Origin of the sequence: Pseudoclavibacter chungangensis, from assembly GCF_013410545.1 — a bacterium.
Lineage (GTDB): Bacteria > Actinomycetota > Actinomycetes > Actinomycetales > Microbacteriaceae > Pseudoclavibacter > Pseudoclavibacter chungangensis.
On the sequence record NZ_JACCFV010000001.1, the window covers coordinates 2,350,066 to 2,372,680 of the forward strand.

Annotated in this window: 12 protein-coding genes; 5 read left to right on the top strand and 7 right to left on the bottom strand. The window is 72.5% G+C overall.

Translation table 11 applies throughout. From position 1 onward, the window contains the following. The first annotated feature begins 56 nt into the window (after positions 1-56). Genes glgX through treZ form a run of 3 tightly spaced genes read left to right on the top strand, consistent with a single transcriptional unit; the run spans position 57 to position 6,421 of the window. A complete protein-coding gene (glgX, locus tag HNR16_RS10585) occupies positions 57-2,255 on the top strand; it encodes a glycogen debranching protein GlgX (RefSeq protein WP_158040635.1) in 2,199 nt (732 codons plus the stop codon). A 33-nt stretch (positions 2,256-2,288) separates the two neighbouring features. Beyond that, a complete protein-coding gene (gene treY, locus HNR16_RS10590) occupies positions 2,289-4,658 on the top strand; it encodes a malto-oligosyltrehalose synthase (protein WP_158040636.1) in 2,370 nt (789 codons plus the stop codon). Next, positions 4,655-6,421 (top strand): malto-oligosyltrehalose trehalohydrolase, encoded by a 1,767-nt coding sequence (gene treZ, locus HNR16_RS10595; RefSeq protein ID WP_158040637.1) that lies wholly within the window; start codon positions 4,655-4,657, stop codon positions 6,419-6,421. Before treY ends, treZ begins: the two co-directional genes overlap by 4 nt. A gap of 20 nt (positions 6,422-6,441) precedes the next feature. Here the strand turns inward: treZ and HNR16_RS10600 are convergent, their stop codons facing one another. Next, the gene (locus HNR16_RS10600; RefSeq protein WP_158040638.1) at positions 6,442-7,740 is read right to left on the bottom strand and encodes a DNA polymerase IV; all 1,299 of its coding nucleotides are present in this window, start codon (positions 7,738-7,740) and stop codon (positions 6,442-6,444) included. Between the two features lie 234 nt (positions 7,741-7,974). Here HNR16_RS10600 and HNR16_RS10605 point away from each other — a divergent pair, with 234 nt between their 5' ends. Together HNR16_RS10605 and HNR16_RS10610 are read left to right on the top strand one after the other, a co-directional pair. After that, positions 7,975-9,351 carry a UDP-glucose dehydrogenase family protein gene (locus tag HNR16_RS10605; protein ID WP_158040639.1) on the top strand — a complete coding sequence of 459 codons (1,377 nt, stop codon included), beginning with the start codon at positions 7,975-7,977 and terminating at the stop codon, positions 9,349-9,351. Between the two features lie 10 nt (positions 9,352-9,361). Continuing rightward, positions 9,362-11,086 (top strand): long-chain-fatty-acid--CoA ligase, encoded by a 1,725-nt coding sequence (locus HNR16_RS10610; RefSeq protein ID WP_158040640.1) that lies wholly within the window; start codon positions 9,362-9,364, stop codon positions 11,084-11,086. A 30-nt stretch (positions 11,087-11,116) separates the two neighbouring features. Here HNR16_RS10610 and HNR16_RS10615 read toward each other — a convergent pair whose 3' ends face one another. The 6 genes from HNR16_RS10615 to ligA all read right to left on the bottom strand — a co-directional run bounded on the left by HNR16_RS10615 (position 11,117) and on the right by ligA (position 22,601). Continuing rightward, entirely contained in the window at positions 11,117-12,037 is a 921-nt protein-coding gene (locus HNR16_RS10615; protein WP_158040641.1) for a hypothetical protein, read from the bottom strand. A gap of 167 nt (positions 12,038-12,204) precedes the next feature. Further along, positions 12,205-13,716, bottom strand: a complete 1,512-nt coding sequence (gene gatB / locus HNR16_RS10620) for an Asp-tRNA(Asn)/Glu-tRNA(Gln) amidotransferase subunit GatB (RefSeq protein WP_158040642.1) — start codon at positions 13,714-13,716, stop codon at positions 12,205-12,207. Next, complete coding sequence (gatA, locus tag HNR16_RS10625; RefSeq protein WP_158040643.1) at positions 13,713-15,239, bottom strand: Asp-tRNA(Asn)/Glu-tRNA(Gln) amidotransferase subunit GatA; 1,527 nt, start codon at positions 15,237-15,239, stop codon at positions 13,713-13,715. Before gatA ends, gatB begins: the two co-directional genes overlap by 4 nt. Further along, entirely contained in the window at positions 15,236-15,538 is a 303-nt protein-coding gene (gatC, locus tag HNR16_RS10630; protein ID WP_158040644.1) for an Asp-tRNA(Asn)/Glu-tRNA(Gln) amidotransferase subunit GatC, read from the bottom strand. The genes gatA and gatC overlap by 4 nt, the downstream gene beginning before the upstream one ends. Before the next feature lie 106 nt (positions 15,539-15,644). Then, on the bottom strand, positions 15,645-20,069 hold the full coding sequence (locus HNR16_RS10635; RefSeq protein WP_158040645.1) for a DUF6882 domain-containing protein: 4,425 nt from the start codon (positions 20,067-20,069) through the stop codon (positions 15,645-15,647). 93 nt (positions 20,070-20,162) lie between these two features. Beyond that, on the bottom strand, positions 20,163-22,601 hold the full coding sequence (ligA, locus tag HNR16_RS10640) for an NAD-dependent DNA ligase LigA (RefSeq protein ID WP_158040646.1): 2,439 nt from the start codon (positions 22,599-22,601) through the stop codon (positions 20,163-20,165). Between the last annotated feature and the right edge of the window lie 14 nt (positions 22,602-22,615).

Here is a 22,615-nt window from a genome sequence, read left to right on the forward strand (position 1 = left end):
CGCCGCTCGGGCGGCGGGCGCACCTCGCGCTCCGACATCGGAGGAACGAACGACCCATGCAAAGCTGGCCAGGCACGCCGTACCCGCTCGGCGCGACCTTCGACGGATCCGGGACGAACTTCGCGATCTTCAGCGAGGTCGCCGAGAGCATCGAGCTGTCTCTGTTCGACGAGAGCGGCACCGAGACCCGCGTGCCGCTCCTCGAGAAGGACGCGTTCGTGTGGCACTGCTACCTCCCGCAGGTGCAGCCGGGACAGCGCTACGGCTACCGCGTCCACGGCGCGTACGACCCCGCCTCGGGCAAGCGCTCGAACCCCGCGAAGCTCCTCCTGGACCCGTACGCGAAGGCGACGACGGGCGAGATCGACTGGGACCAGTCGCTGTTCAGCTACAACTTCGGCGACCCCGACTCGTTCAACGACGACGACTCGGCATCCCACATGATGAAGAGCGTCGTCATCAACCCGTTCTTCGACTGGGCCGGTGACCGTGCGCCGCGCACGCCCTACCAGGACTCCTTCGTCTACGAGGCCCATGTGAAGGGCCTCACCGAGCTCCACCCCGCCGTGCCGGAGGAGATCCGCGGCACCTACGCGGGCGTCGCACACCCGGCGGTCGTCGACCACCTCAAGCGACTCGGGGTCACCGCGATCGAGCTCATGCCGGTTCACCAGTTCGTGCAGGACTCGACGCTGCTCGAGAAGGGCCTGCGCAACTACTGGGGCTACAACACGATCGGCTTCTTCGCACCGCACGCCGAGTACGCCTCGGCGGGCACCCTCGGCCAGCAGGTCCAGGAGTTCAAGTCGATGGTGAAGGAGATGCACCTCAACGGCATCGAGGTCATCCTCGACGTCGTCTACAACCACACCGCCGAGGGCAATCACCTCGGCCCCACACTCAGCTTCCGCGGCATCGACAACGCCGCCTACTACCGCCTCGAGCCGAACGACGCCCGCTACTACACGGACTACACCGGCACCGGCAACTCGTTCAACATGCGCCACCCGCACTCACTGCAGCTCATCATGGACTCGCTGCGCTACTGGGTGACCGAGATGCACGTCGACGGCTTCCGGTTCGACCTCGCCTCGACGCTCGCACGCGAACTGCACGACGTCGACAAGCTGTCGGCCTTCTTCGACCTCGTGCACCAGGACCCGGTGGTCTCACAGGTGAAGCTCATCGCCGAGCCGTGGGACGTCGGGCCCGGCGGCTACCAGGTCGGCAACTTCCCGCCCCTGTGGACGGAGTGGAACGGCAAGTACCGCGACACGGTGCGCGATTTCTGGCGCGGCGAGCCGTCGACGCTCGGTGAGTTCGCGAGCCGCATCACGGGCTCGGCCGACCTCTACGCGAGCTCGGGCCGTCGTCCCTTCGCGTCGATCAACTTCGTCACGGCCCACGACGGGTTCACGCTCAAGGACCTCGTCTCGTACAACGAGAAGCACAACGACGCGAACGGTGAGGACGGGCGCGACGGCGAGAGCCACAACCGCTCGTACAACCTGGGCGCGGAGGGCCCGACCGACGATCGTGAGATCCAGCTCATGCGCGCGCGCCAGCAGCGCAACTTCATCGCGACGCTGCTGCTCAGTCAGGGCGTGCCGATGTTGCTGCACGGCGACGAGATGGGCCGCACGCAGCAGGGCAACAACAATACCTACGCGCAGGACAACGAGCTGAGCTGGGTGCACTGGGACCAGGCCGACGAGCCGCTCATCGAGTTCACCCGCGCCGTCTCCAAGCTGCGGGCGGAGCACCCCACGTTCCGCCGGCGCGGCTTCTTCGACGGCAAGGTCGTCGACCGAGAGGACCTCGCGGGCCTGCCCGACATCCTGTGGCTGTCGACCGACGGATCGCAGATGCGCACGTCCGATTGGAACAGCGAGTACGTCCGTTCGATGGGCGTGTTCCTGAACGGGAACGCGATCGCGGGGCGCGGTGACCGCGGCGAGAAGATCGTCGACGTCGACTTCATCATCTACTTCAACGCCTCCGACACGACGGTCCCGACGACCGTGCCCTCGCTCGGGCTCGACCACCCGTGGGAGATCGTCATCGACACCTCGGGCGAGCACTCGGGTGAGGGGCCGTTCGAGGCGGGCGGGACGTTCCCGCTCGAGCCGCGTTCGCTCGTCGTCATGCGCGCGTACGCGGAGACCCCCGCGGAGCCGGACCACTCGGTCGCCGCCTCGGTCGCCTCGCTCACGACGCCCATCCCCATCATCAAACGCCCAGACCCGACCCAATAGTCTCGTCTCGACACTCTCGTCTCGGAGGACGCCTTGGGACACCCCGCGAGCACGTATCGCCTGCAGATCACGCCGACGTTCGACCTCGACGCCGCGAGGGAGGTGCTCCCCTACCTCCGGGCACTCGGTGTCGACTGGGTCTACCTCTCGCCGCTGCTGCAGTCCGGTGAGGGGTCCGACCACGGCTACGACGTCGTCGACCCGACGCGCGTCGACGCGGCGCGCGGTGGGCCGGAGGCGCTCGAGCGCTTCTCGTCCGACGCGCACGAGCTGGGGCTGCACGTCCTCGTCGACATCGTCCCGAACCACCAGGGCGTCCAGGTGCCGCGCGAGAACGCGTGGTGGTGGGACGTGCTGCGGCTGGGGCAGGACTCGCCGTTCGAGCCCGTGTTCGACATCGACTGGGAGGCCGCGGACGATCGCATCGTGCTGCCGGTCGTCGGCGACGACGACATGCCGACCGGCCCCGGCGCCCCGATCGGACACGTGCGCGTCTTCCCGGAGGAGGGCGAGCTACGCTACTACGATCTCGCGCTCCCGCTCGCCCCCGGCTCGGCGGACGACGTGATCGATGCGGAACGGGACGAGGACGGCGCGGTGACGGGTCATGACGCCATGCGCGTCCACGACCGGCAGCACTACCGGCTCATCCACTGGCGCCAGGGCGACTTCCGGATCAACTACCGTCGCTTCTTCACGGTGACGGGGCTCGCGGGCGTGCGGGTCGAGGACGAGCACGTGTTCGACCTCACGCACGCGGAGATCCTCCGCTGGGTGCGCGAGGGACTCGTCGACGGGCTGCGCATCGACCACCCGGACGGCCTGCGCGATCCGCGCGGCTACCTCGACCGGCTCGCCGAGAAATCGGGCGGCGTCTACACGGTCGTCGAGAAGATCCTCGAACCCGAGGAGCTGCTGCCCTCGGACTGGGCGACGGCGGGGACGACGGGCTACGACGCGCTCGCAGAGATCGACCGCCTCTTCACCGACCCCGACGGGCGTCCGCACCTCGACGAGATCGCCGCGAAACGCTCGAACGACGACCTCGACGACTGGCGCTCGCTCATCCACTACACGAAGCGGCAGGTGACCGACGGGCCACTGCACTCCGAGGTGTTCCGCATCACGCGCGAACTCGTGGCCGCGGGCGTGGACCACCCGAACATCGTCGACGCCGTGTCCGAGGTCCTCTCCTACTTCCCCGTCTACCGCAGCTACCTGCCCGAGGGCGAGTCCCACCTCGAGCTCGCGGCACGCCAGGCGCGGACGAACCGGCCCGACCTCGCCGAGGCGATCGATCACGTGTTCCCCGCGCTCGCGACCCCCGGGCATCCCGCGGCGGAGCGCCTCCAGATGACGAGCGGGATGGTCATGGCGAAGGCCGTCGAGGACCGCGCGTTCTACCGCTACACCCGATTGACGTCCCTCAACGAGGTCGGCGGCGACCCGTCGCGGTTCTCGCTCCGACTCTCGCGCTTCCACGAACTCCAGCAGCGCCGCCAGGCGGAGCGCCCCGCGGGCATGACGACGCTCTCGACCCACGACACGAAACGCGGCGAGGACGTCCGCGCGCGCATCCACGCGCTGAGCGAGGAGACGGAGCTGTGGGCCGAGTCGCTGCGGGAGCTCGACGAGGTCGCGCCGATCTCGCACGGCCCCCTCGCGAACCTCGTGTGGCAGGCCGTCGTCGGCGCCTGGCCCGCGTCACGGGAGCGACTCGCGGAGTTCGCGGTCAAGGCGGCGCGCGAGGCGGGTGACCGGACGAGCTGGACGATGCCGAACGCCGGGTTCGAGAAGGAACTGCGCCGCGCGGTCGATGCGGTGTTCGACGAGCCCGTCGCGGCGAGCGTCGTCTCGAACGTCGTCGACGCGCTCCGCGACGCCGGCCGCAGCAACGCCCTCGCCGCGAAGCTCGTGCAGCTCACGCTGCCCGGGGTGCCCGATGTGTACCAGGGCACGGAACTGTGGACGAGCTCGCTCGTCGACCCCGACAACCGCCGCCCCGTCGACTTCTCGTCCCGCATCGCGGCCCTCGAGGCGATCCTCCAGGGCGCGAGGCCCCCCGTCGACGACACGGGTGCGGCGAAACTCCTCGTGACGGCGGCCGCTCTCCTGCTGCGCCGTGGTCGACCGGAGCTGTTCACGAGCTACGAACCCGTGCAGGCGAGCGGCTCCGCACGGTCCAACGTCATCGCGTTCGACCGCGGCGGCGCGATCACCGTCGCGACGCGCCTCCCGATCGGCCTCGAACGCGGTGGCGGCTGGGGCGACACGATGCTCCACCTGCCCTCGGGCGAGTGGATCGACCAGATCACCGCGCGTCAGTACCGTGGCGGCTGGCCCGTCGCCGTCGGTGCGCTGCTGGCCGAGTACCCCGTCGCGCTGCTCGCGAGGCCGTCGTGAGCGCGCGCCGCAGGCCACCGTTCTCGGTGTGGGCACCGCGAGCGCAGCGGGCCGAGCTCGTCGCGGACGACGCGGTGATCTCCATGGAGCGCGCGGACGACGGCTGGTTCACGCCCGCGGGCCCCGTCCCGGACGGCGAGGTCGACTACGGCTACCGGCTCGACGGCGACGAGCTCGTCCTCCCGGATCCCCGCTCGCGGCGACAGCCCGGCGGGGTGCACGGGCGCTCCCGCACCTTCGACGCGGGCGCCCACGTCTGGGCCGACACCGCGTGGACCGGTCGGCCGCTCGCGGGGGCCGTGCTTTACGAGCTGCACATCGGGACGTTCACGCCGGGCGGCACGCTCGACACCGCGATCGACGGGCTCGACGAACTCGTCGAGCTCGGCATCGACGCCGTCGAGATCATGCCGGTCGGGGCGTGGAGCGGCACGCAGGGCTGGGGCTACGACGGCGTCGACTGGTTCGCGGTCCACGAGGGGTACGGCGGCCCCGCCGCCTACCAGCGCTTCGTCGACGCGTGCCACGTTCGCGGCCTCGCGGTCGTGCAGGACGTCGTCTACAACCACTTCGGTCCCTCGGGCAACTACCTCGGCCGGTTCGCGCCCTACCTCGCCGACGGTCGCGGCACGGACTGGGGCGACTCGATCAACCTCGACGGGCACGACTCGGACGAGGTCCGCCGCTACATCCTCGACAACGCCCGCATGTGGTTCGAGGACCACCACGTCGACGGGCTGCGGCTCGACGCGGTGCACGCGCTCGTCGACGCACGCGCGGAGCCCCTGCTCGAGGAGCTGAGCCGCGAGACCGACGCACTCGCCGCGCACCTGCGCCGCCCGCTCACGCTCATCGCCGAGTCGGACCGCAACGACCCCCGCACGATCCTGCCGCGTGAGGCCGGCGGGACCGGCATGACGGGCCAGTGGTCCGACGACTTCCACCACGCCGTCCACGTGGCCCTCACGGGCGAGACGCAGGGGTACTACGCCGACTTCGCGTCACTCGGCGCCCTCGCGCACGTCCTCGAACAGGGCTTCCTCCACGACGGCTCGTGGTCGTCGTTCCGGGGCCGCCACCACGGTCGGCCGCTCCCGCGCGACACGAGTGCCTGGCGACTCGTGGCGAGCATCCAGAACCACGACCAGGTCGGCAACCGCGCACAGGGTGATCGATTGAGCGGCACGCTCGGCGATCGCCGTCTCGTGCTCGGCGCCGTGCTCCTGCTCACCGCACCGTTCACCCCCATGCTGTTCATGGGTGAGGAGTGGGGTGCCTCGACGCCGTTCCCGTTCTTCACGTCGCACCCCGAGCCCGAGCTCGCGGAGGGGACGCGCGAGGGGCGCAAGCGCGAGTTCTCCCGCATGGGCTGGGATCCGGACCTGATCCCGGACCCGCAGTCCGACGAGACGTTCCGTTCCGCGATCCTCGATCGCGCGGAGCGGGCGGAGCCCGCACACGCACGCGTCCTCCATGCCTATCGCGAACTCATCGCGCTACGCCGCCGCCTCCCGCAACTGTCGTCGCCGTGGCTCACGGAGGTGCGGGCCGTCGCCGACGAGGCCGCCGGCACGATCGCGTTCACGCGCGACGACGTCCGCATCGTCGTCAACCTCGCGACCGAGCCGCGCGAGGTCGAGCTGCCCGCCGTCGCCGGTGCGCGGGCCACGGACGTGTGCTTCACGAGCGACGGCGACGCCGAACTCGACATCGACGCGCAGCGCGTCCGGTTGCCCGCGGAGTCCGCCGTCGTCGTGCTCTGAGCCGCGACCCGCGACGGCCCTCAGGGTTTCGGTGCGGGCGCGTCGCCTGCACTGTTGGCGCGCTCCGTGAGCCCCTCGCGACCATCGCGGCGCTCACCGCGCCCGAGGAGCGACGCCGGCCGGAGCACGCCCGGGCCGAACCGCTCGACGGCCCGGTCGACGGTGCGCTCCGCCGCGTCCCAGGCCTCGTCGCCGGCGGCCTCGCCCCACAGGTCGAGGGCGGCCGAGCCGCCGGGTTCGGCGAGCTCCCCCGCGCGCACGCCGATGAGCCGGACGGGACGTCCCTCGTCGTGCGCCGCGTCGAAGAGCTCCTTCGCGGCACGGAAGAGCACGCGTCCGAGGTCGGTCGGTTCGGGGAGCGTCTTCGAGCGCGTGATCGTCGTGAAGTCGGCCCAGCGCAGCTTGATCGACACGGTGCGGGCCGTGAGCCCCGCACGGCGGAGCCTCGCCCCGACCGCATCGGCCTGGGCTCGTATCTCGCGCTCGAGCGCCGCGTGATCGGGCTCGTCGACCGCGAACGTCTGCTCGTGGCTCACCGACTTCTCACGCCGCTCCGTCTCGACGCCGCGCGGGTCGCGGCCCCACGCGAGATCGTGCAGGCGCTCCCCCGACGCACGCCCGACGAGCCGGACGAGCGCCTCCTTCGGCGTGTGGGCCAGATCGAACACGCTGCGGATGCCCCGGGAGCGCAGCCGCTCCTCGCTCGCCTCGCCGACGCCCCACAGCGCACCGACCGGAAGCGCGTGCAGGAACGGGATCGTGTCGTCCTCGGGCACGACCAGCAGGCCGTCCGGCTTGCACTTGCCCGACGCGAGCTTCGCGACGAACTTCGTCGCCGCCGCCCCCACCGAACACGTGAGCCCCGTCTCGGTCACCACCCGTTCGCGGATGCGCGCCCCGATCTCGCCGGGCCCGCCGAAGAGCCGCGTCGCGCCCGACACGTCGAGGAACGCCTCGTCGATCGAGAGCGGCTCGACGAGCGGTGTGATCGTTCGGAAGATCGCCATGACGCGCTCCGACGCCTCGCGGTACTTGTGCATGTGGCCACCGATCACGACGGCGTTCGGGCACAGTTGCAGGGCACGCGTCATCGGCATCGCACTGCGCACACCGAACCGGCGCGCCTCGTAGCTCGCGCTCGACACGACGCCGCGGCCGCCCGCACCGCCCACGATGACGGGCTCGCCGCGCAGCTCCGGACGGTCGAGCAGCTCGACGGCGACGAAGAACGCGTCCATGTCGACGTGGAGGATCGTCGCCGTCGCGTCGTCGACCTCCGCACCGCTCGTGCGGCGGGCACCGAGATCCTTGCGCGACATACCTCCATTCTCCACCGTCCCACCGACACCCGGCCCGCCACGAGCGACCGTCGTCGCGTTCCCGACACCCGCCCGTCGCACGGCGTTCGCGGCTCGTCGTCCGGCCCGTCACCGGGTCGTCGACCACTGTTCGCGAGCCGACGAGTGCCGGTCATCTTCGCGTCGCCGTCCGTTCGCGCCCCGCTGCGAAACTTCCCGGAACCGGCCGACCGTCGGCCGACAAGGGAGGGTCCCATGCGGATCTCGGTCATCGGCTGCGGCTACCTGGGAGCGGTCCACGCCGCCGGCATGGCGAGTCTCGGACACGACGTGGTCGGCATCGACGTCGACGCGGCGAAGGTCGAGCGTCTCAAGGCGGGCCACGCCCCCTTCTACGAGCCCGGGTTCGAGGACCTCCTCCGCGAACAGCTCGCATCGGGTCGGCTGCGCTTCTCGACCGACCCCTCGGCGGCCCACGGCGCACTCGTACACTTCGTCGCCGTCGGGACACCCCAGCGCGACGAGTCCGGCGCGGCCGATCTGACCGCCGTGCGCGCGGCGGTCGCGGCGCTCGCGCCCCGCCTGCGTCCGGGCGACCTCGTCGTCGGCAAATCGACCGTCCCCGTCGGGACGGCCCGCGAACTCCTCGACCGCCTCCGCGTCGTCGCGCCCGGGGCGTCGCTCGCCTGGAACCCCGAGTTCCTGCGCGAGGGGTTCGCGGTCGGTGACACGCTCACCCCGGACCGCCTCGTGCTCGGTGTCCGCGGCGGAACCCCGGAGGAGACCGCGATCGGACAGCGCGACGCCGCACTGCTCGACGAGGTCTACGCGACGATCCTCGCGACCGGCACGCCGCGACTCGTGATGGACCTGGAGACGGCGGAACTCGTCAAGACCGCCGCGAACGCGTTCCTCGCGACGAAGATCTCGTTCATCAACGCGATGTCGGAGCTGTGCGAGGCGACCGGTGCCGACGTCACGCGCCTCGCGGACGCGATCGGTCACGATGCCCGTATCGGCCGGCGCTTCCTCGGCGCGGGGCTCGGGTTCGGCGGCGGCTGCCTGCCGAAGGACATCCGCGCGTTCCGGGCCCGGGCGGAGGACCTCGGCGTGGGCGAGGCGCTCGGGTTCCTCGGCGAGGTCGACGCGATCAACCTGCGTCGGCGCACCCACGTCGTCGACCTCGCGGAACAGCTCACGGGTGGCCTCGTCGGTCGCCGGGTCGCCGTCCTGGGCCTCGCGTTCAAGCCGTCGAGCGACGACGTCCGCGACTCGCCCGCGCTCGCCGTCGTGGCGGAACTCACGGCACGCGGCGCGATCGTGCGCGGCTACGACCCGGAGGCGGGCGCGAACGCACTGCGCGTCCTCCCGGAGCTCGACCTCGCCGCGACCGCGTTCGACGCGGCCCGCGACGCCGAGGTCGTGATCGTCGCGACCGAATGGGCCGAGTTCCGCGACCTCGACCCCGCCGCCTCGGGCCTGCGCGAACTCGTCGCGAACCCGTCCGTCATCGACGCGCGCAACTGCCTCGATCGCGACGCATGGACGGCGGCCGGCTGGAACGTCGTGGCGCTCGGCCGCGGTTCGCACCGCGCCGTCACGCGATCCGGCACCGGCGTCCCCGCCGCGTAGGCTCGGGGGCATGCACCTCAACGAGACGCGCGCTTGGAATCGCTTCTACGCCCCGGGCACGCACGTCGACATCGAGCTGCCGACCGGCTCGCTCAGCGACCTCCTGGAGGAGCGGGCCGCACAGTGGGCCGAGCATGACGCGATCAGCTACTTCGGCGCGACGACGAGCTACCGGCAGCTCGCCGAGCAGGTGGCACGCGTCGCGAACGGCCTGCGTCGCATGGGGGTGCGCCGCGGCGACCGCGTCGCGCTCGTGATGCCGAACGCGCCGCAGCACGTCGTGGCGTTCTACGCCGTGCTGCGGCTCGGCGCGATCGTCGTCGAGCACAACCCGCTCTACACGCGCGACGAGCTCGAGACGCAGTTCCGCGACCACGGTGCGCGCGTCGTCATCGCGTGGGACAAGGTGGCGCCGACGATCCAGGCGCTCCCGTCCGACCTCGGCATCTCGCGCGTCGTGGCCGTCGACGTGACGCGCGCGATGCCGCTCACGACACGCCTCGCCCTCCGCCTGCCGATCGCGAAGGCGCGGGAGTCGCGCGCGAAGCTGACGGCCAAGGCACCGGGAACCGTGCCGTTCGAGCGCCTCCTCGCGCAGCAGCCGCTCGACGCCGCGCACCCGCGCCCAACGGTGGACGACATCGCGAGCCTGCAGTACACGTCCGGGACGACGGGCACCCCGAAGGGTGCCATCATCACGCACGGCAATCTGTGGGCCAACGCCCGGCAGGGCGCCGCCTGGATGCCCGACTTCGAGCGCGGTGCCGGCAGCATCTACGGCGTCCTGCCGATGTTCCACGCGTTCGGGGTGTTGCTCTCGGTCATCTACTCCGTCGAGACGGGGTCCCGCGCCGTGCTGTTCCCGACGTTCGATCCCGCGCTCGTGTCGCAGGCCGCGAAGCGGTTCCCGCCGACGTTCATCCCCGCCGTGCCACCGATGTTCGATCGGCTCGCCCGCGTCGCGGCGGCGGGCGAGCTCGACCTGTCGCAGGTCGTGTACGCGATCTCGGGCGCCATGACCCTCACGCCAGCGACCGTCCGGCGCTGGGAGGAGCAGGCGGGCAGCATGCTGAACGAGGGGTACGGGCTCACCGAGACGAGTCCCGTCGCGCTCGCCAACCCGTTCACGGAGGCCCGGAAGATCGGCTCGATCGGCCTCCCGTTCCCGTCGACCGACATCCGCGTCGTCGACCCCGAGGAGCCGGGCCGCGAGGTCGAGCTCGGTGAGGTCGGCGAGCTGCTCATCCACGGCCCGCAGGTGTTCCGCGGCTACTGGGAACGTCCCGAGGAGACGGCGCAGACCCTGCTCGAGGGCGGCTGGCTGCGCACGGGTGACCTCGTCGTGCAGGACGAGGACGGCTTCGTCACGGTCGTCGACCGCAAGAAGGAACTCATCATCACGGGCGGCTTCAACGTGTCGCCGAGCGAGGTCGAGCGCGTCGTGAACGGGGTTCCCGGTGTCGCGGAGTCGGCCGTCGTGGGCATCCCCCGCGGGGGTGGTGCCGAGGCGGTGACGGCCGTCGTCGTCCTCGATCCGGGCGCCGCGTTCGACGAGGAGGCCGCCCGCACGGCGGCCCGTGAACACCTCGCCGAGTACAAGCGGCCCTGCACCTACGTCGTCTGGGAGGAGCTGCCGAAGTCGCTCATCGGCAAGGTGCTGCGTCGTCGGGTCCGCGAGACGCTCGTCGCCGACCGGTCGGCGACACGTGCCGCGCCCGAGGACGACGAGGCCTGAGTCCGGGTCACGCCGCCGCGGCCGGGCGGGTCACGCGTATCGGGCCGCCTCGGCATCGGCGATCGTGAACCGACCGTCCTCGGCGGTGTCGAGCGCCCCACGACGGACCGCCGCCCGGAGACTCGCTCGAACGTTCGCCGGTGCGCGCCAGCCGAGCGCGCCGTACGCCCGCGAGACGTCGTCCGCCGACACCCCTCCGAGGCCTGCGTCACGGAACGCGAGCGCGATGAGCGCGTTCCGTTGCACGTTCGTCCGGGGCGGCTGTCGCGCTACGAGCCCCTCGGCCGCGCGGAACGCCGTCTCGTGCGCGGGCGACGCCGCGTCGAGCGCGGTCACGAACGCCGCCTCGTCGTCCGTGTCGCGTCGACGTCGCCGCCTGCGCGCCTCGTCCTCGTCATCGGTGTCGCCCGCACGCGCCTCCGCCGCGATCGACAGGACGCCGGAGCGACCGCCGTGCACGGCGCTGGCGGCCGATCGGGGTGCGGGTATGACCGCCGCCTCGTCGACCGACCCGTCGTCATCGCCCGTCCACGCGTCGTCGGCCGCCCACGCATCGGTCTCCCGCGCGAGCGACGCGAGCTGCGAGGCGGTGGCACCGAACTCGGTCACGGCGGTGACATAGGAGTCGAAGATCTCACGCCGGACACCCGGTTCGTGCCGTTCCACGAGTTCGACGATGCCGTCGATCTCGTCGCGCAGCCTCGCGAAGTCCGCGCCGGGCTCCGGGTCCTCGACGCGACCGTGGTCGTTGACGTGCCGCCGACCACGCACCGAGCCCGTGCCCCGTTCCCCCACCCCTCGCCCGTCGTCACCGATGCCCACCGCTGCCGCCGCGTCGACCCGGACGTCCTCGACGTGCTCCGCGACGGTCGCCGCGACGCGTGCATCCACCTTCGCCCGCGGACCGCCGTGCGGCGCGTCGTGCTTGCTGCCCCTCACCCGCTTGGCCATGGCCTGCCCCTTCCTCCAGCGCTCGCCTCGACGACGGTTCCGCTGATACCGAGGCTATTGCCCGCACCCTCGAATAGGCCGCGGACGCGTCGCCCGATGACGCCCCGGTACACGTCGGCGCCCCGAGGTGCTGACCTCGGGGCGCCGACGGACGGGGACCGTGCGGGCTACTGCGCGGCCCGCTCGAGCACGAGCTCGCGCACGCGCGCGGCGTCCGCCTGTCCGCGCATGGCCTTCATGACGGCACCGATGATCGCACCGGCGGCCTGCACCTTGCCGGAGCGGATCTTCTCGAGCACGTCGGGCTGGGCCGCGAGCGCCTCGTCGATCGCGGCGATGAGCGGACCGTCGTCGGAGACGACCGCGAGCCCGCGGGACTCCACGACCTCGGCCGGCGTCCCCTCCCCCGCGAGGACGCCCTCGAGCACCTGGCGCGCGAGGCGGTCGTTGACGGTGCCCGCCTCGACGAGCCCGTCGAGCTCGGCGATCTGCGCGGGCGTGGCGAGCGACGTGACCTCGACCTGTCGGTCGTTCGCGATGCGCGAGAGCTCACCCATCCACCACTTGCGCGCACCCGAGGGCGTCGCCCCGGCCGCGACGCTCGCGTCGACGACGTCGAGCAGATCCGCGTTGACGATGTCCTGGAACTCCTGGGCACCGAATCCCCACGACTCGCGGAGCCTGCGGCGCTTCGCCGCCGGCGCCTCGGGCAGTGCGGCACGCAGCTCGGCGACGAGTTCGGCCGACGGTCGCAGCGGCATGAGGTCCGGCTCGGGGAAGTACCGGTAGTCGTCGGCGTCCGACTTCGGACGGCCCGACGAGGTCCGGCCCGTGTCCTCGTGCCAGTGGCGCGTCTCCTGGGTGATCGTGCCACCGGCCGCGAGGATCGCGGCCTGACGCTGGATCTCGTAGCGCACGGCGCGCTCGATCGAACGGAACGAGTTGACGTTCTTCGTCTCCGTCCGGGTACCGAGCTTCTCGGTCCCCCGAGGCCGCAGCGACACGTTCGCGTCGCAGCGCAGGTTACCCCGCTCCATGCGAGCGCCCGAGATGCCGAGCGAGCGGACGATGTCGCGCACGGTCGACACGTACGCGGCAGCGAGCTGCGGCGTCCGCTCCTCGCCACCGAAGATGGGCCTCGTGACGATCTCGACGAGCGGGACGCCTGCCCGGTTGTAGTCCACGAGCGAGTGGTCGGCGCCCTGGATGCGCCCGGTGGCACCGCCGATGTGCGTGAGCTTCCCGGCGTCCTCCTCCATGTGCGCGCGCTCGATCGGCACGGTGAACACCGTGCCGTCCTCGAGCTCCACCACGACCTCGCCGTCATGGGCGATGGGATCGTCGAACTGCGAGATCTGGTAGTTCTTCGGGTTGTCGGGGTAGAAGTAGTTCTTCCGCGCGAAGCCGCTGACCTCCGCGATCTCGCAGCCGAGCGCGAGCCCGAGCGAGATCGAGTAGCGCACGGCCTCCTCGTTCACGACGGGCAGCGTGCCCGGCAGGCCGAGGTCGACGGGCCGGATCGCCGTGTTCGGCTCCTCGGCTTCGGTCGACGCCGACACGTTCGGTGCGGACGAGAACATCTTGGTCTTCGTCGAGAGCTCCACGTGCACCTCGAGCCCGATGACGGGCTCGTAGGCCTCGAGGGCGCGCTCGTAGTCCATCAGTTCGGCCTTGCTCATGCGCGCGCTCCGCCCTTCAGCTCGGGGACGCGGCTCCAGAGGGGGCCGCCCCGTTCCTCGTCGAGGGCGCGTTCGAGCGCCGCGCCGACCGTGTAGAGCCGCGCGTCGTCGCGCGCGGCCGCCATGAACTGGATGCCCACCGGCAGCCCATCGGCGAGCCCGCCGGGCACGGAGATGCCCGGGACGCCCGCGAGATTGGCGGGGATCGTCGTGAGGTCCGCGACGTACACCGCGGTCGGGTCGTCGACGCGGGCGCCGAGCTTCCACGCGACGGACGGCGAGGTCGGTGCCGCGAGCACGTCGACCTGGGCGAACGCGTCGGCGAAGTCGCGCTGTACGAGCGTGCGCACCTTCTGGGCCGAGCCGTAGAACGCGTCGTAGTAGCCGGCGCTCAGGGCGTACGTGCCGAGCAGGATGCGTCGCTTCGCCTCGTCGCCGAAGCCCGCGGCACGCGTGGCGGACATGACCCGTTCGACCGTCGGGTTGCCCGCGACCTCGCTGCGCAGCCCGTAGCGGACCGAGTCGTATCGCGCGAGGTTGCTGGAGGCCTCGGCGGGCATGATGAGGTAGTACGCCGCGACGGCGTACGCGAAGTGCGGCGTGTCGATCCACGTCACGGTCGCGCCCCGCGCCTCGAGCGCGTCGAGCGCCTCCGTGAAGCGCTCGGTCACGCCGGACTCGAAGCCCTCGCCCGTCGCGATGGCCCGCGGCACGCCGATGCGCAGACCGTCGACGGCCCCGTCGAGCGCCCCGGCCCGGGCGGCCTCGGCGAACGAGGGCCACGGGTCGGGCAGCGACGTGGCGTCGCGGGGGTCGTGGCCGCCGAGCACGTCGTGCAGGAGGGCCGTGTCGAGCACCGTGCGGGCGGCAGGCCCGATCTGGTCGAGCGAGGACGCGAGCGCGAGCGCCCCGTAGCGGCTGACGCCACCGTACGTGGGCTTAACGCCGACCGTGCCGGTGACCGAGGCGGGCTGACGGATCGAGCCGCCCGTGTCGGTGCCGAGCGCGAGCGGCGCCTCGAAGGCCGCGACGGCCGCGGCGGAGCCGCCGCCCGATCCGCCGGGAATCCGTTCGAGGTCCCACGGGTTGCGCGTGGCGCCGAACGCGGAGTGCTCGGTCGACGAGCCCATCGCGAACTCGTCGAGGTTGGTCTTCCCGAGCACGACGAGGTCGCCGGCGCGCAGTTTCTCGACGACGGTCGCGTCGTACGGCGGCACCCAGCCCTCGAGGATTCGGGAACCTGCCGTGGTCGGCAGGCCGAGGGTTGCGATGTTGTCCTTCACCGCGACGGGGACGCCCGCGAGCGGCCCGAGGGCCTCCCCCGCGGCGCGGCGCTCGTCGACCGCTGCGGCCGCTGCGAGGGCGCCGTCGGCGTCGACGTGCAGGAACGCGCGCACGTCGCCGTCGACCGCCTCGATGCGGTCGAGGTGTGCCCGCGTGGCGTCGACGGAGCTCGTCTCGCCCGCGCGCAGGCGTTCGGCGAGTTCGGCGGCGGTGAGGCGCGTGAGGTCGGGCCCGGTCACTGCTCCTCCCCCAGGATCGCGGGCACGCGGAACCGCGTGCCGTCGCTGTCGGGCGCTCCCGCGAGCGCGGCGTCGCGGTCGAGCGGTGCCTCGACGACGTCGGCACGGACCACGTTCGACATCGCGATCGGGTGGCTCGTGGGCTCGACGTCCGGCGTCGCGACCTCCTGCACCTCGGAGATGAGGTGCTGGATGTCGACGAGCTGGGTGGTCATGTTCGCCACCTGCTCGGGCGTGAGGTCGATGCGTGCGAGTGCCGCGAGGTGTTCGACCTCGGCGGCGGTGATGTCAGTAGTCATGCGGCTCCGTGGGTGTGGGCTCGGACCGCTCAAGTCTAGTGACGTCCCCGCCCACGACGGTCGACCCGCTGTGGACGGTGCACGCCACGCGACGAGCGCGAGGCGGTCACCGCCGCGGCGGCGGAGTCCCGAACCTGCCGTCGCCGCGGTCGTCACCCGTCGGTGGCCACGGCGCCGGACCGGGAGCGGGCCACGCGGGGGCGTCGCCCGCCGACGGCTCACCGCGCCACGGCTGCGGTGCGGGCGGCCGTCGGTCGGCGCTCGGTCCTCGCCCGGGTGGCGGGTTCGTCGACACGGCCCATGCGGGGGGCGGGGTCCCGAATCCCGGGACGGACGGCACGGGCGGCACGCCGCTCGCCGCCGGTGCGGGCACGTCGTTCGTCGGCATCGCGGGCCACGCGGGTCGCGTCGCGTCGCCCGGCTGCCCCTCGAACGCGCCGTCCGCGGCGCGCATCCCGAAGCCGGGCCGCTCGGGCGGCGTCGCCGCCGTCCGGTGTTCCGCGTTCACACCGGGGGCCCCGAAGGGAGCCTGGGGTCGAGGATCCACCGGCGGCTGCCACCCTGGGCCGTTCGGCGGCGCATCACCGGTGGCGTGGGGGCGCGGAGCGCCGACCCGCTGCCGCTCGTCGCCCCGGCCGGGACCGCCGTGCGGGGGCGGGCCGTCCTGGAACCGCGGTGGCGTCCACGCGACGTGGTGCCCGCGCTCGGGCTGCTGGGGGAACGCATGCGGAGCTGCGAACTGCTGCGGCCCCGGGTACTGATTCGGCCCCGGGTACTGATTCTGGCCCGGGTACTGGTTCTGGTTCTGCGCCGGATACTGGTTCTGGTTCTGCGCCGGATACTGGTTCTGAGCCGGACGCTGAGACGGACCGGAGTCCTGAGGCGGACCGGAGTCCTGAGGCGGCGTCGGGTACGCCTGCGAGCCGGCGGACGTCGAGCCCCCGAACGGCTCCGCACCGGGGAACGGCGGCGGTGCGTCGAACGGCTGCGGCGCACCGGGCGGCCGCGTTCCCGGGAACTGCTGCGGTTCACCGGGGAGCTGCGGCATCCCGGAGAACGGCTGCGGCGCACCGGAGAACGGCTGCGGCACACCGGAGAACGGCTGCGGCACACCGGGGACAGGTGACTCCCCCGCGACCTGGTGCCCAGCGGGCACGTGTTGCCCGCCGGCGAACGGCTCCTGGTGCCCGGGCTGTTCCGGCGCGCCTGCCGGGAACGACGGTGGGACACGAGCGAACTGCTGGGTGCCCTGCCACTGCGGCACGCCAGGGATCTGCGGCGCGCCGGGTGCCCGCTGGAACCCCGGACGCTGCTGGTGCGCGGGCTGTCTCGGCGCGCCCCCCTGAGGCCCGGACGGGCTGCCGGGTTGCTGCCGCGGTTGCTGCGCGGATGCGCCGTGGAACTGCTGCCCCGCGCCCTCGGGCCGGGGCTCACCGGCGAACGGTGCCGAGCCGGGGCCCTGTGGCGCGCCCGGCCCCTGTGGCGCACCGGGGGCCGGCGGCACCCCCTGCCCGTGCTCGGGCTCACCGCCACCTGACGGCCGCGCGACGCCGAACGGCTCGCGGTCGGCATGATCGGGGGTCCGCGGCCCGACCGCCCAGGGCGGGACGGGTGCGCCCGCGGGAGCTCCCGGGACGGATGCGGGCGTCCCGAAGCCTGGTGGTGTGGGCGGCGGACCGAACGGCCGAACTCCCTCGGGACGGACGTGGTGGTCCGCCGCGGGCCACGCGATCGCGGGATCCTGTGGGCTCGGCGGAGTGCCGTCCGCCGCGGGGCGCCGCTCGCCTTCGGCGCCGTGCCGCGCAGGGATGCCGGACGCAGTCGCTCCGAGCTCGGTGGCCGACGTCGGCCCCGACGTCCAAGGCGAGAACCCCGCGCCGTTCGCCCGCGCGTCGAGCTCCTGCGACGCTCGGACCCCGAAATCAGCCGGGCCGGGGTGGGCACCGGGTTCGCCGGCTCCCGCGGCGGGCCGCGGCTCGTCGGGACCGCGCGCGGGCGCGCCCGCATCGGGCCCCTCGCCGGCCGACACCATCTCGGGCGTGTCGTTCCCGGCCGTGTCGTTCACGACCGTGCCGCGTTCCGCCGCGTCATCCTGTGCCGTCCCACGCTCGATCGGCTCGCCCTCGACCGGCTCACCCGCGTGCGACGACACGAACGCCGTCGGCGGGACGTCGCTCGACTCGACCGGACCGTGGATGTCCGTGGGAGCGGCGTCGGTGGCATCCTTCTCGGCGGAGGCCGGGTCGGCGATCGTCGGATCAGGTACCTGCGGTTCGGGCGACTCCGTGACCGGTGCAGTCGGGTGCCAGGCATCCGGGTCCTGGATGCCCGTGGTCGTCTCGTCGTCGATCGGCTCGACGTCCTGGACGGCGGGCTCCGCCGCGTCCACGCCGAGTGCCTCGGCATCGGGCCGGACCTCGGTACCGGGCCGCGTCCCGTCGTCGGCCCGCGCCCCGGCGTCGGCAGGGAGCACGGGGCCGGACGGGGCGGCGTCCGGGTCCATCGCCTGCGCCTGCGGCACGTCTTCGCTCGGCGGACCGGCATCGATCGTCGACGGTGCACCCACGTTCGTCGTCTCGGTCGCGGCGGTGTCGATGTCCGGCGGCGTGGCGGGCGGCTCGAACGTCGCGGAGATCTCGTGTGCGGAGGTGTTCGCGGATGCGTCGAGCGCCGTCGTCACCGAGGCGGTCGTGGTGGCCTCCGGTGTCACGGTGGGCGGTTCGTGTGCGCCCAGCGACTCGCCGTCGGTGGCGGGTGCGGGGAGGTTCGCGAGCTGCGGGATGCGTTCCCACCGTTCGCCGGCCCAGGGCTCCGGGGCGGGCGCGCCGCCGAACGGGCCCACGCGCAGTGCGGCACCCGAGTGCGGGGGCGCTGCCACGTCGCCGGAGCCGTCGTCCGCACGTGTCTCGCGTCCGCCGAGACCGGGCCACGGTGCCGCCGCAGCGGGCCGCGCGGGCTCGGCGTGCGATGACGACGTCCGCGGTGCGTCGGTGCGCTCACCGGGGTCCGTGTGACCGGACGCGGTGGATGGTCCCTCGCGGTTCAGTCGAACAGTCGGCGCGTCGTCGCCCGCGGCCACGAGTGGTCCCGCGAGGCCGGCGGACGCCGTCCACGCCGGGTGCTGCCGCTTCTCGAGGCGCACCGTGGGGGCGTCGTCGCCGGAGAAGGTGTCGTCGGTCGGCCGACCGTCGGCGGGGGCCACCGGTGCCGCGCGATCGAAACGCTCACCAACCGAGGGGGCGTCGTGACGACCCGCGATCGGTCCCACGTCGGCGGGGTCGCGGGCGTCGCGGGCGTCGACGGCCCACGGGGGCGGTCCGGCCGCGGGCGCCTGCGGTTCCGGGACGGTCGGTGCGCCGTCGCCGTGCCACGGCGGGGGTCCCCCGTGCTGGTCACGCGGCAACGCCGGCGCAGCGCCTGCGTCGTCGGGAGTCGCCCAGGGCGGGGCGGCCGGTGCCGACATCGCCCACGGCGGCGGGGTGTTCGGTTCGCCGGCCGGGGGCACGTCGCGGCCGTCGCCCGACCCGAGGGGCGCAGCCGCCCGGTCGTGGTGCGTGCCGACGCCCGCGATCGGAGCATTCGTGGCCCATGGCGGCGGGGTCTGCGCCGGCGCCGGGACACCCCAGCCGCCGACCGCGGCGGGCGCGATGTGGGAACCGTCGCCGTCGGAGCGAGCCGGCGCACCACGGTGCTCGTCGCCGGCGGCACGATCGGGGGCCGCGCCCTGCATCCACGCGGGACCTCGGCCATCGGGAGCGGGGAGCGCCGACACACCACCCCACGGTGTGGCCGCCGCCTGATTCGCCGAACCGGGGAGCTCGCCACCGCCGGTGTCCTCGTAGTCGATCGCGGCGATGTCGGGCGTCCCCTGGCGGACGCGGAACCGTTCGATGCGTCCGTGCTCGTCGAACGAGAATCGCAGTTCGCCGTCGGAGCAGCGCAGCACGCGCTCCGCTCCGTCCTCGACGATCGCCGCGCCGGTCACGGCCGCGTATGAATCGAGTGCCGCGATGTGGTCGGACACGAGACCGCTCGTGAGCGCATCGGTGACGGCCTGGGTGGCGCGCTCGACCGTCGGGACGTCGAGCGCGGGGCCGTCGAGGATCATGTGCACGAGCACACCGGGGGCGGCTTCCATGTCGGCGGACCAGTACCGCCCCGCGATCGCCTTCGATGCGGCGAGCAATTGCTCGGGGCTCGTCCGCTCGACGGGAACGAGTGCCGTCGTCAGCTCGGCGATCCCCTCCTTGCCGCCGACGTCGTGGATGTGTTTCGCGAGCTCGATGATGTGCTCCGGGAACCCGTTGACGTTGTTCCAGCCCCACATCCACGTCCCCGCCTCCTCCGAGACGGAACCGACGAACTGCAGGTCGAAGGTGACGGGCTCGGGTGTCGTGGCGAAACGGACGACACTGCCGCCCCCCTCGATCTCGAGCCTCGACTCACCGACGAGGTCGCTGAGCGCGAGCGCGGCATCGGCGTGCGCGATCGCCGCTTCGTCCACGAGTTCCTGAAGCGTGCGGCTGCGCATGGTTCCCCTTCCACGGCGGGACCGTCGGTACCCGGTCAGGCTACCGTGACCGTGCCGCTCGCTGGTGTGAGTCGACGAGCGACCGTACCCGGCTCATGCGGGGTCGGACGCGTCACCGAGGATGTCGGCGACGGCCTCGGGGCCGCCCTCGACGAGAAGCCGGAATCCGTTCGCGTCGAGGACAGGGATGCCGAGCTCCTCGGCCTTCGTGAGCTTCGAACCGGCACCCGGCCCGGCCGCCACGTAGTCGGTCTTCTTGGAGACGCTCGACGCGGCCTTACCGCCCGCACGGATGATCGCCTCCTTCGCGCCCTCGCGCGAGTACCCGTCGAGCGACCCCGTCGCGACGACCACGAGCCCGCTGAGCGGTCCCTCGCTCACGACGAGCGCGCCGGGGCCCGGGTGACCGGGCGTCTCGAAGCGGACGCCGGCGGCGTTCCAGCGCTCGACGATCTCCTCGTGCCAGTCGACCGTGAACCACTCCATGAGCGATGCCGCGATGATTCCACCGACCCCTTCGACCGCGGCGAGTTCGTCGGCGGTCGCGGCACGGATCGCCGTGAGGGATCCGAAGTGATCGGCGAGTGCCCGAGCGGCCGAGGGGCCGACGTGCCGGATGTTGAGCGAGACGAGAAGCCGCCACAGCTCTTTCGTCTTCGCGGTCTCGAGCTCGACGAGCAGCTTCTCGGCGGCCGACGAGGGCAGTACGTTCGGGTGATCCTTGCGGATCCCGGCCTTCCGCCGTTCGGCGGGTGACATGTGCTCCGTGCCGGGCGGGTAGACGCGTTCGATGCGCTGGAACGGGGCGCGTACGACCGGTTCGCCCGTCTCGGGGTCGGATTTCGGCTCACCGGTCTCGGCGTCACGGACGACGACCTTGATGGGGACGAGTTCGTCGAGCGTGAGGTCGAAGAGTCCCGCCTCCGTGACGAGCGGTGGCTCGGCGGGTTCGCTCGGTTGCGTGAGCGCGGCGGCGGTGACCTCACCGAGCACCTCGATGTCGAGCGCGCCGCGCGAGCCGATGTGCTCGACCCGGCCGCGGACCTGCGCCGGACACGAGCGGGCGTTGGGGCAACGAAGATCGACGTCGCCCTCCTTCATCGGCCGGAGCGGGGTGCCGCACTCGGGGCACTCGGTCGGCATGACGAATTCGTGCGCGTCGTCGGGGCGGAGTTCGAGGACGGGTCCGAGGACCTCGGGGATCACGTCACCGGCCTTGCGCAGCACGACCGTGTCGCCGATCCACACGCCCTTCGCACGCACGACGTCCTGGTTGTGGAGTGTCGCCATGCGGACGACCGAGCCGGCGACCTCGACGGGTGCCATGACCGCGTAGGGCGTCGCGCGTCCGGTGCGGCCGACCCCGACCCTGATGTCGAGGAGCTTCGTCTGCACCTCTTCGGGCGGGTACTTGTAGGCGATCGCCCAGCGCGGCGCACGCGAGTTCGCACCGAGCTCGTCGTGCATGGCGAGTTCGTCGACCTTCACCACGATGCCGTCGATCTGGTGCTCGATCTCGGCGCGTTCGGCGCCGTGCCGCTCGACGTACCCGGCGACGCCGTCCGCGTCCTCGAACACGCGGACGTGCGGTGAGGTGGGGAGTCCCCACGCGGCGAGCAGCGTGTAGACCTCGGACTGCGTCGCGACGGGCGGGTCCGGCCATGCGCCGATCCCGTGCACGTACAGGCGCAGCGCAGAGAGGCGCGCCGCCCCGGCCTCGCGCTCCAGGCCCTCCTTCTTGTCGAGCTGCTGCCGAAGCCCGCCGCTCGCCGCGTTCCGGGGGTTCGCGAAGGCCGGGAACCGGCGCTCCGCACGCTTGCGTGCCTCGGCCTCGTCGAACGGTCCGCGGCTCGCGGCAGGGCGTGCGGCCCAGCGCTCGCGGGCCTCCTCGACCGTTCGGTCACGCAGATCGAGTTGCAGTTCGTTGAGGCGGGAGAACGCCTCGACGGGGATGAAGATCTCGCCCCGCACCTCGACGAGAGCGGGGAACTCGTCGACCTCGCCGATGAACCGCTGCGGGATGTCGGTGATGGTGCCGATGTTCTCGGTGACGTCCTCACCCGTGCGACCGTCACCGCGCGTGGCCGCCGAGACGAGGATGCCGTGCTCGTAGCGCAAACTGATCGCGAGCCCGTCGATCTTCAACTCCGTCAGCCAGTGCGGGGAGCCGCCGGTCGCCTCGCGGGTGCGGAGCATCCACTCCCGCAGCTCGTCGACCGAGAACACGTTGTCGAGGCTGAGCATGCGCTCCGCGTGGACGACGGGATCGAACAGCGACGACACCCCGCCGCCGACGGTCTCGGTCGGCGAGTCCTGGGAGCGCAATTGCGGGTGGGCGTCCTCGAGCGCTCGGAGTCGCGACATCGCGGCGTCGTACACGGCATCGGTCACGAGCTGCGTGTCGCGCTCGTAGTACGCCTCCGCGTACTCGGCGAGGCGGACGCGGAGTTCGTCGACCTCCTCGCGTGCACGGTCGAACTCGATGGTCTCGGGTGCGGACTGATCGGCGTCGTGCCCGTCGTGTGCCGTCATCGGCGTCTCCTCGG

Excerpts from the sequence above, each read along its gene's own strand:
- HNR16_RS10615 (WP_158040641.1), bottom strand. The coding sequence starts at position 12,037 with ATGGCCAAGCGGGTGAGGGGCAGCAAGCACGACGCGCCGCACGGCGGT.
- gatB (WP_158040642.1), bottom strand. The coding sequence starts at position 13,716 with ATGAGCAAGGCCGAACTGATGGACTACGAGCGCGCCCTCGAGGCCTAC.
- HNR16_RS10600 (WP_158040638.1), bottom strand. The coding sequence starts at position 7,740 with ATGTCGCGCAAGGATCTCGGTGCCCGCCGCACGAGCGGTGCGGAGGTC.
- ligA (WP_158040646.1), bottom strand. The coding sequence starts at position 22,601 with ATGACGGCACACGACGGGCACGACGCCGATCAGTCCGCACCCGAGACC.
- HNR16_RS10610 (WP_158040640.1), top strand. The coding sequence starts at position 9,362 with ATGCACCTCAACGAGACGCGCGCTTGGAATCGCTTCTACGCCCCGGGC.
- gatC (WP_158040644.1), bottom strand. The coding sequence starts at position 15,538 with ATGACTACTGACATCACCGCCGCCGAGGTCGAACACCTCGCGGCACTC.
- HNR16_RS10605 (WP_158040639.1), top strand. The coding sequence starts at position 7,975 with ATGCGGATCTCGGTCATCGGCTGCGGCTACCTGGGAGCGGTCCACGCC.
- HNR16_RS10635 (WP_158040645.1), bottom strand. The coding sequence starts at position 20,069 with ATGCGCAGCCGCACGCTTCAGGAACTCGTGGACGAAGCGGCGATCGCG.
- glgX (WP_158040635.1), top strand. The coding sequence starts at position 57 with ATGCAAAGCTGGCCAGGCACGCCGTACCCGCTCGGCGCGACCTTCGAC.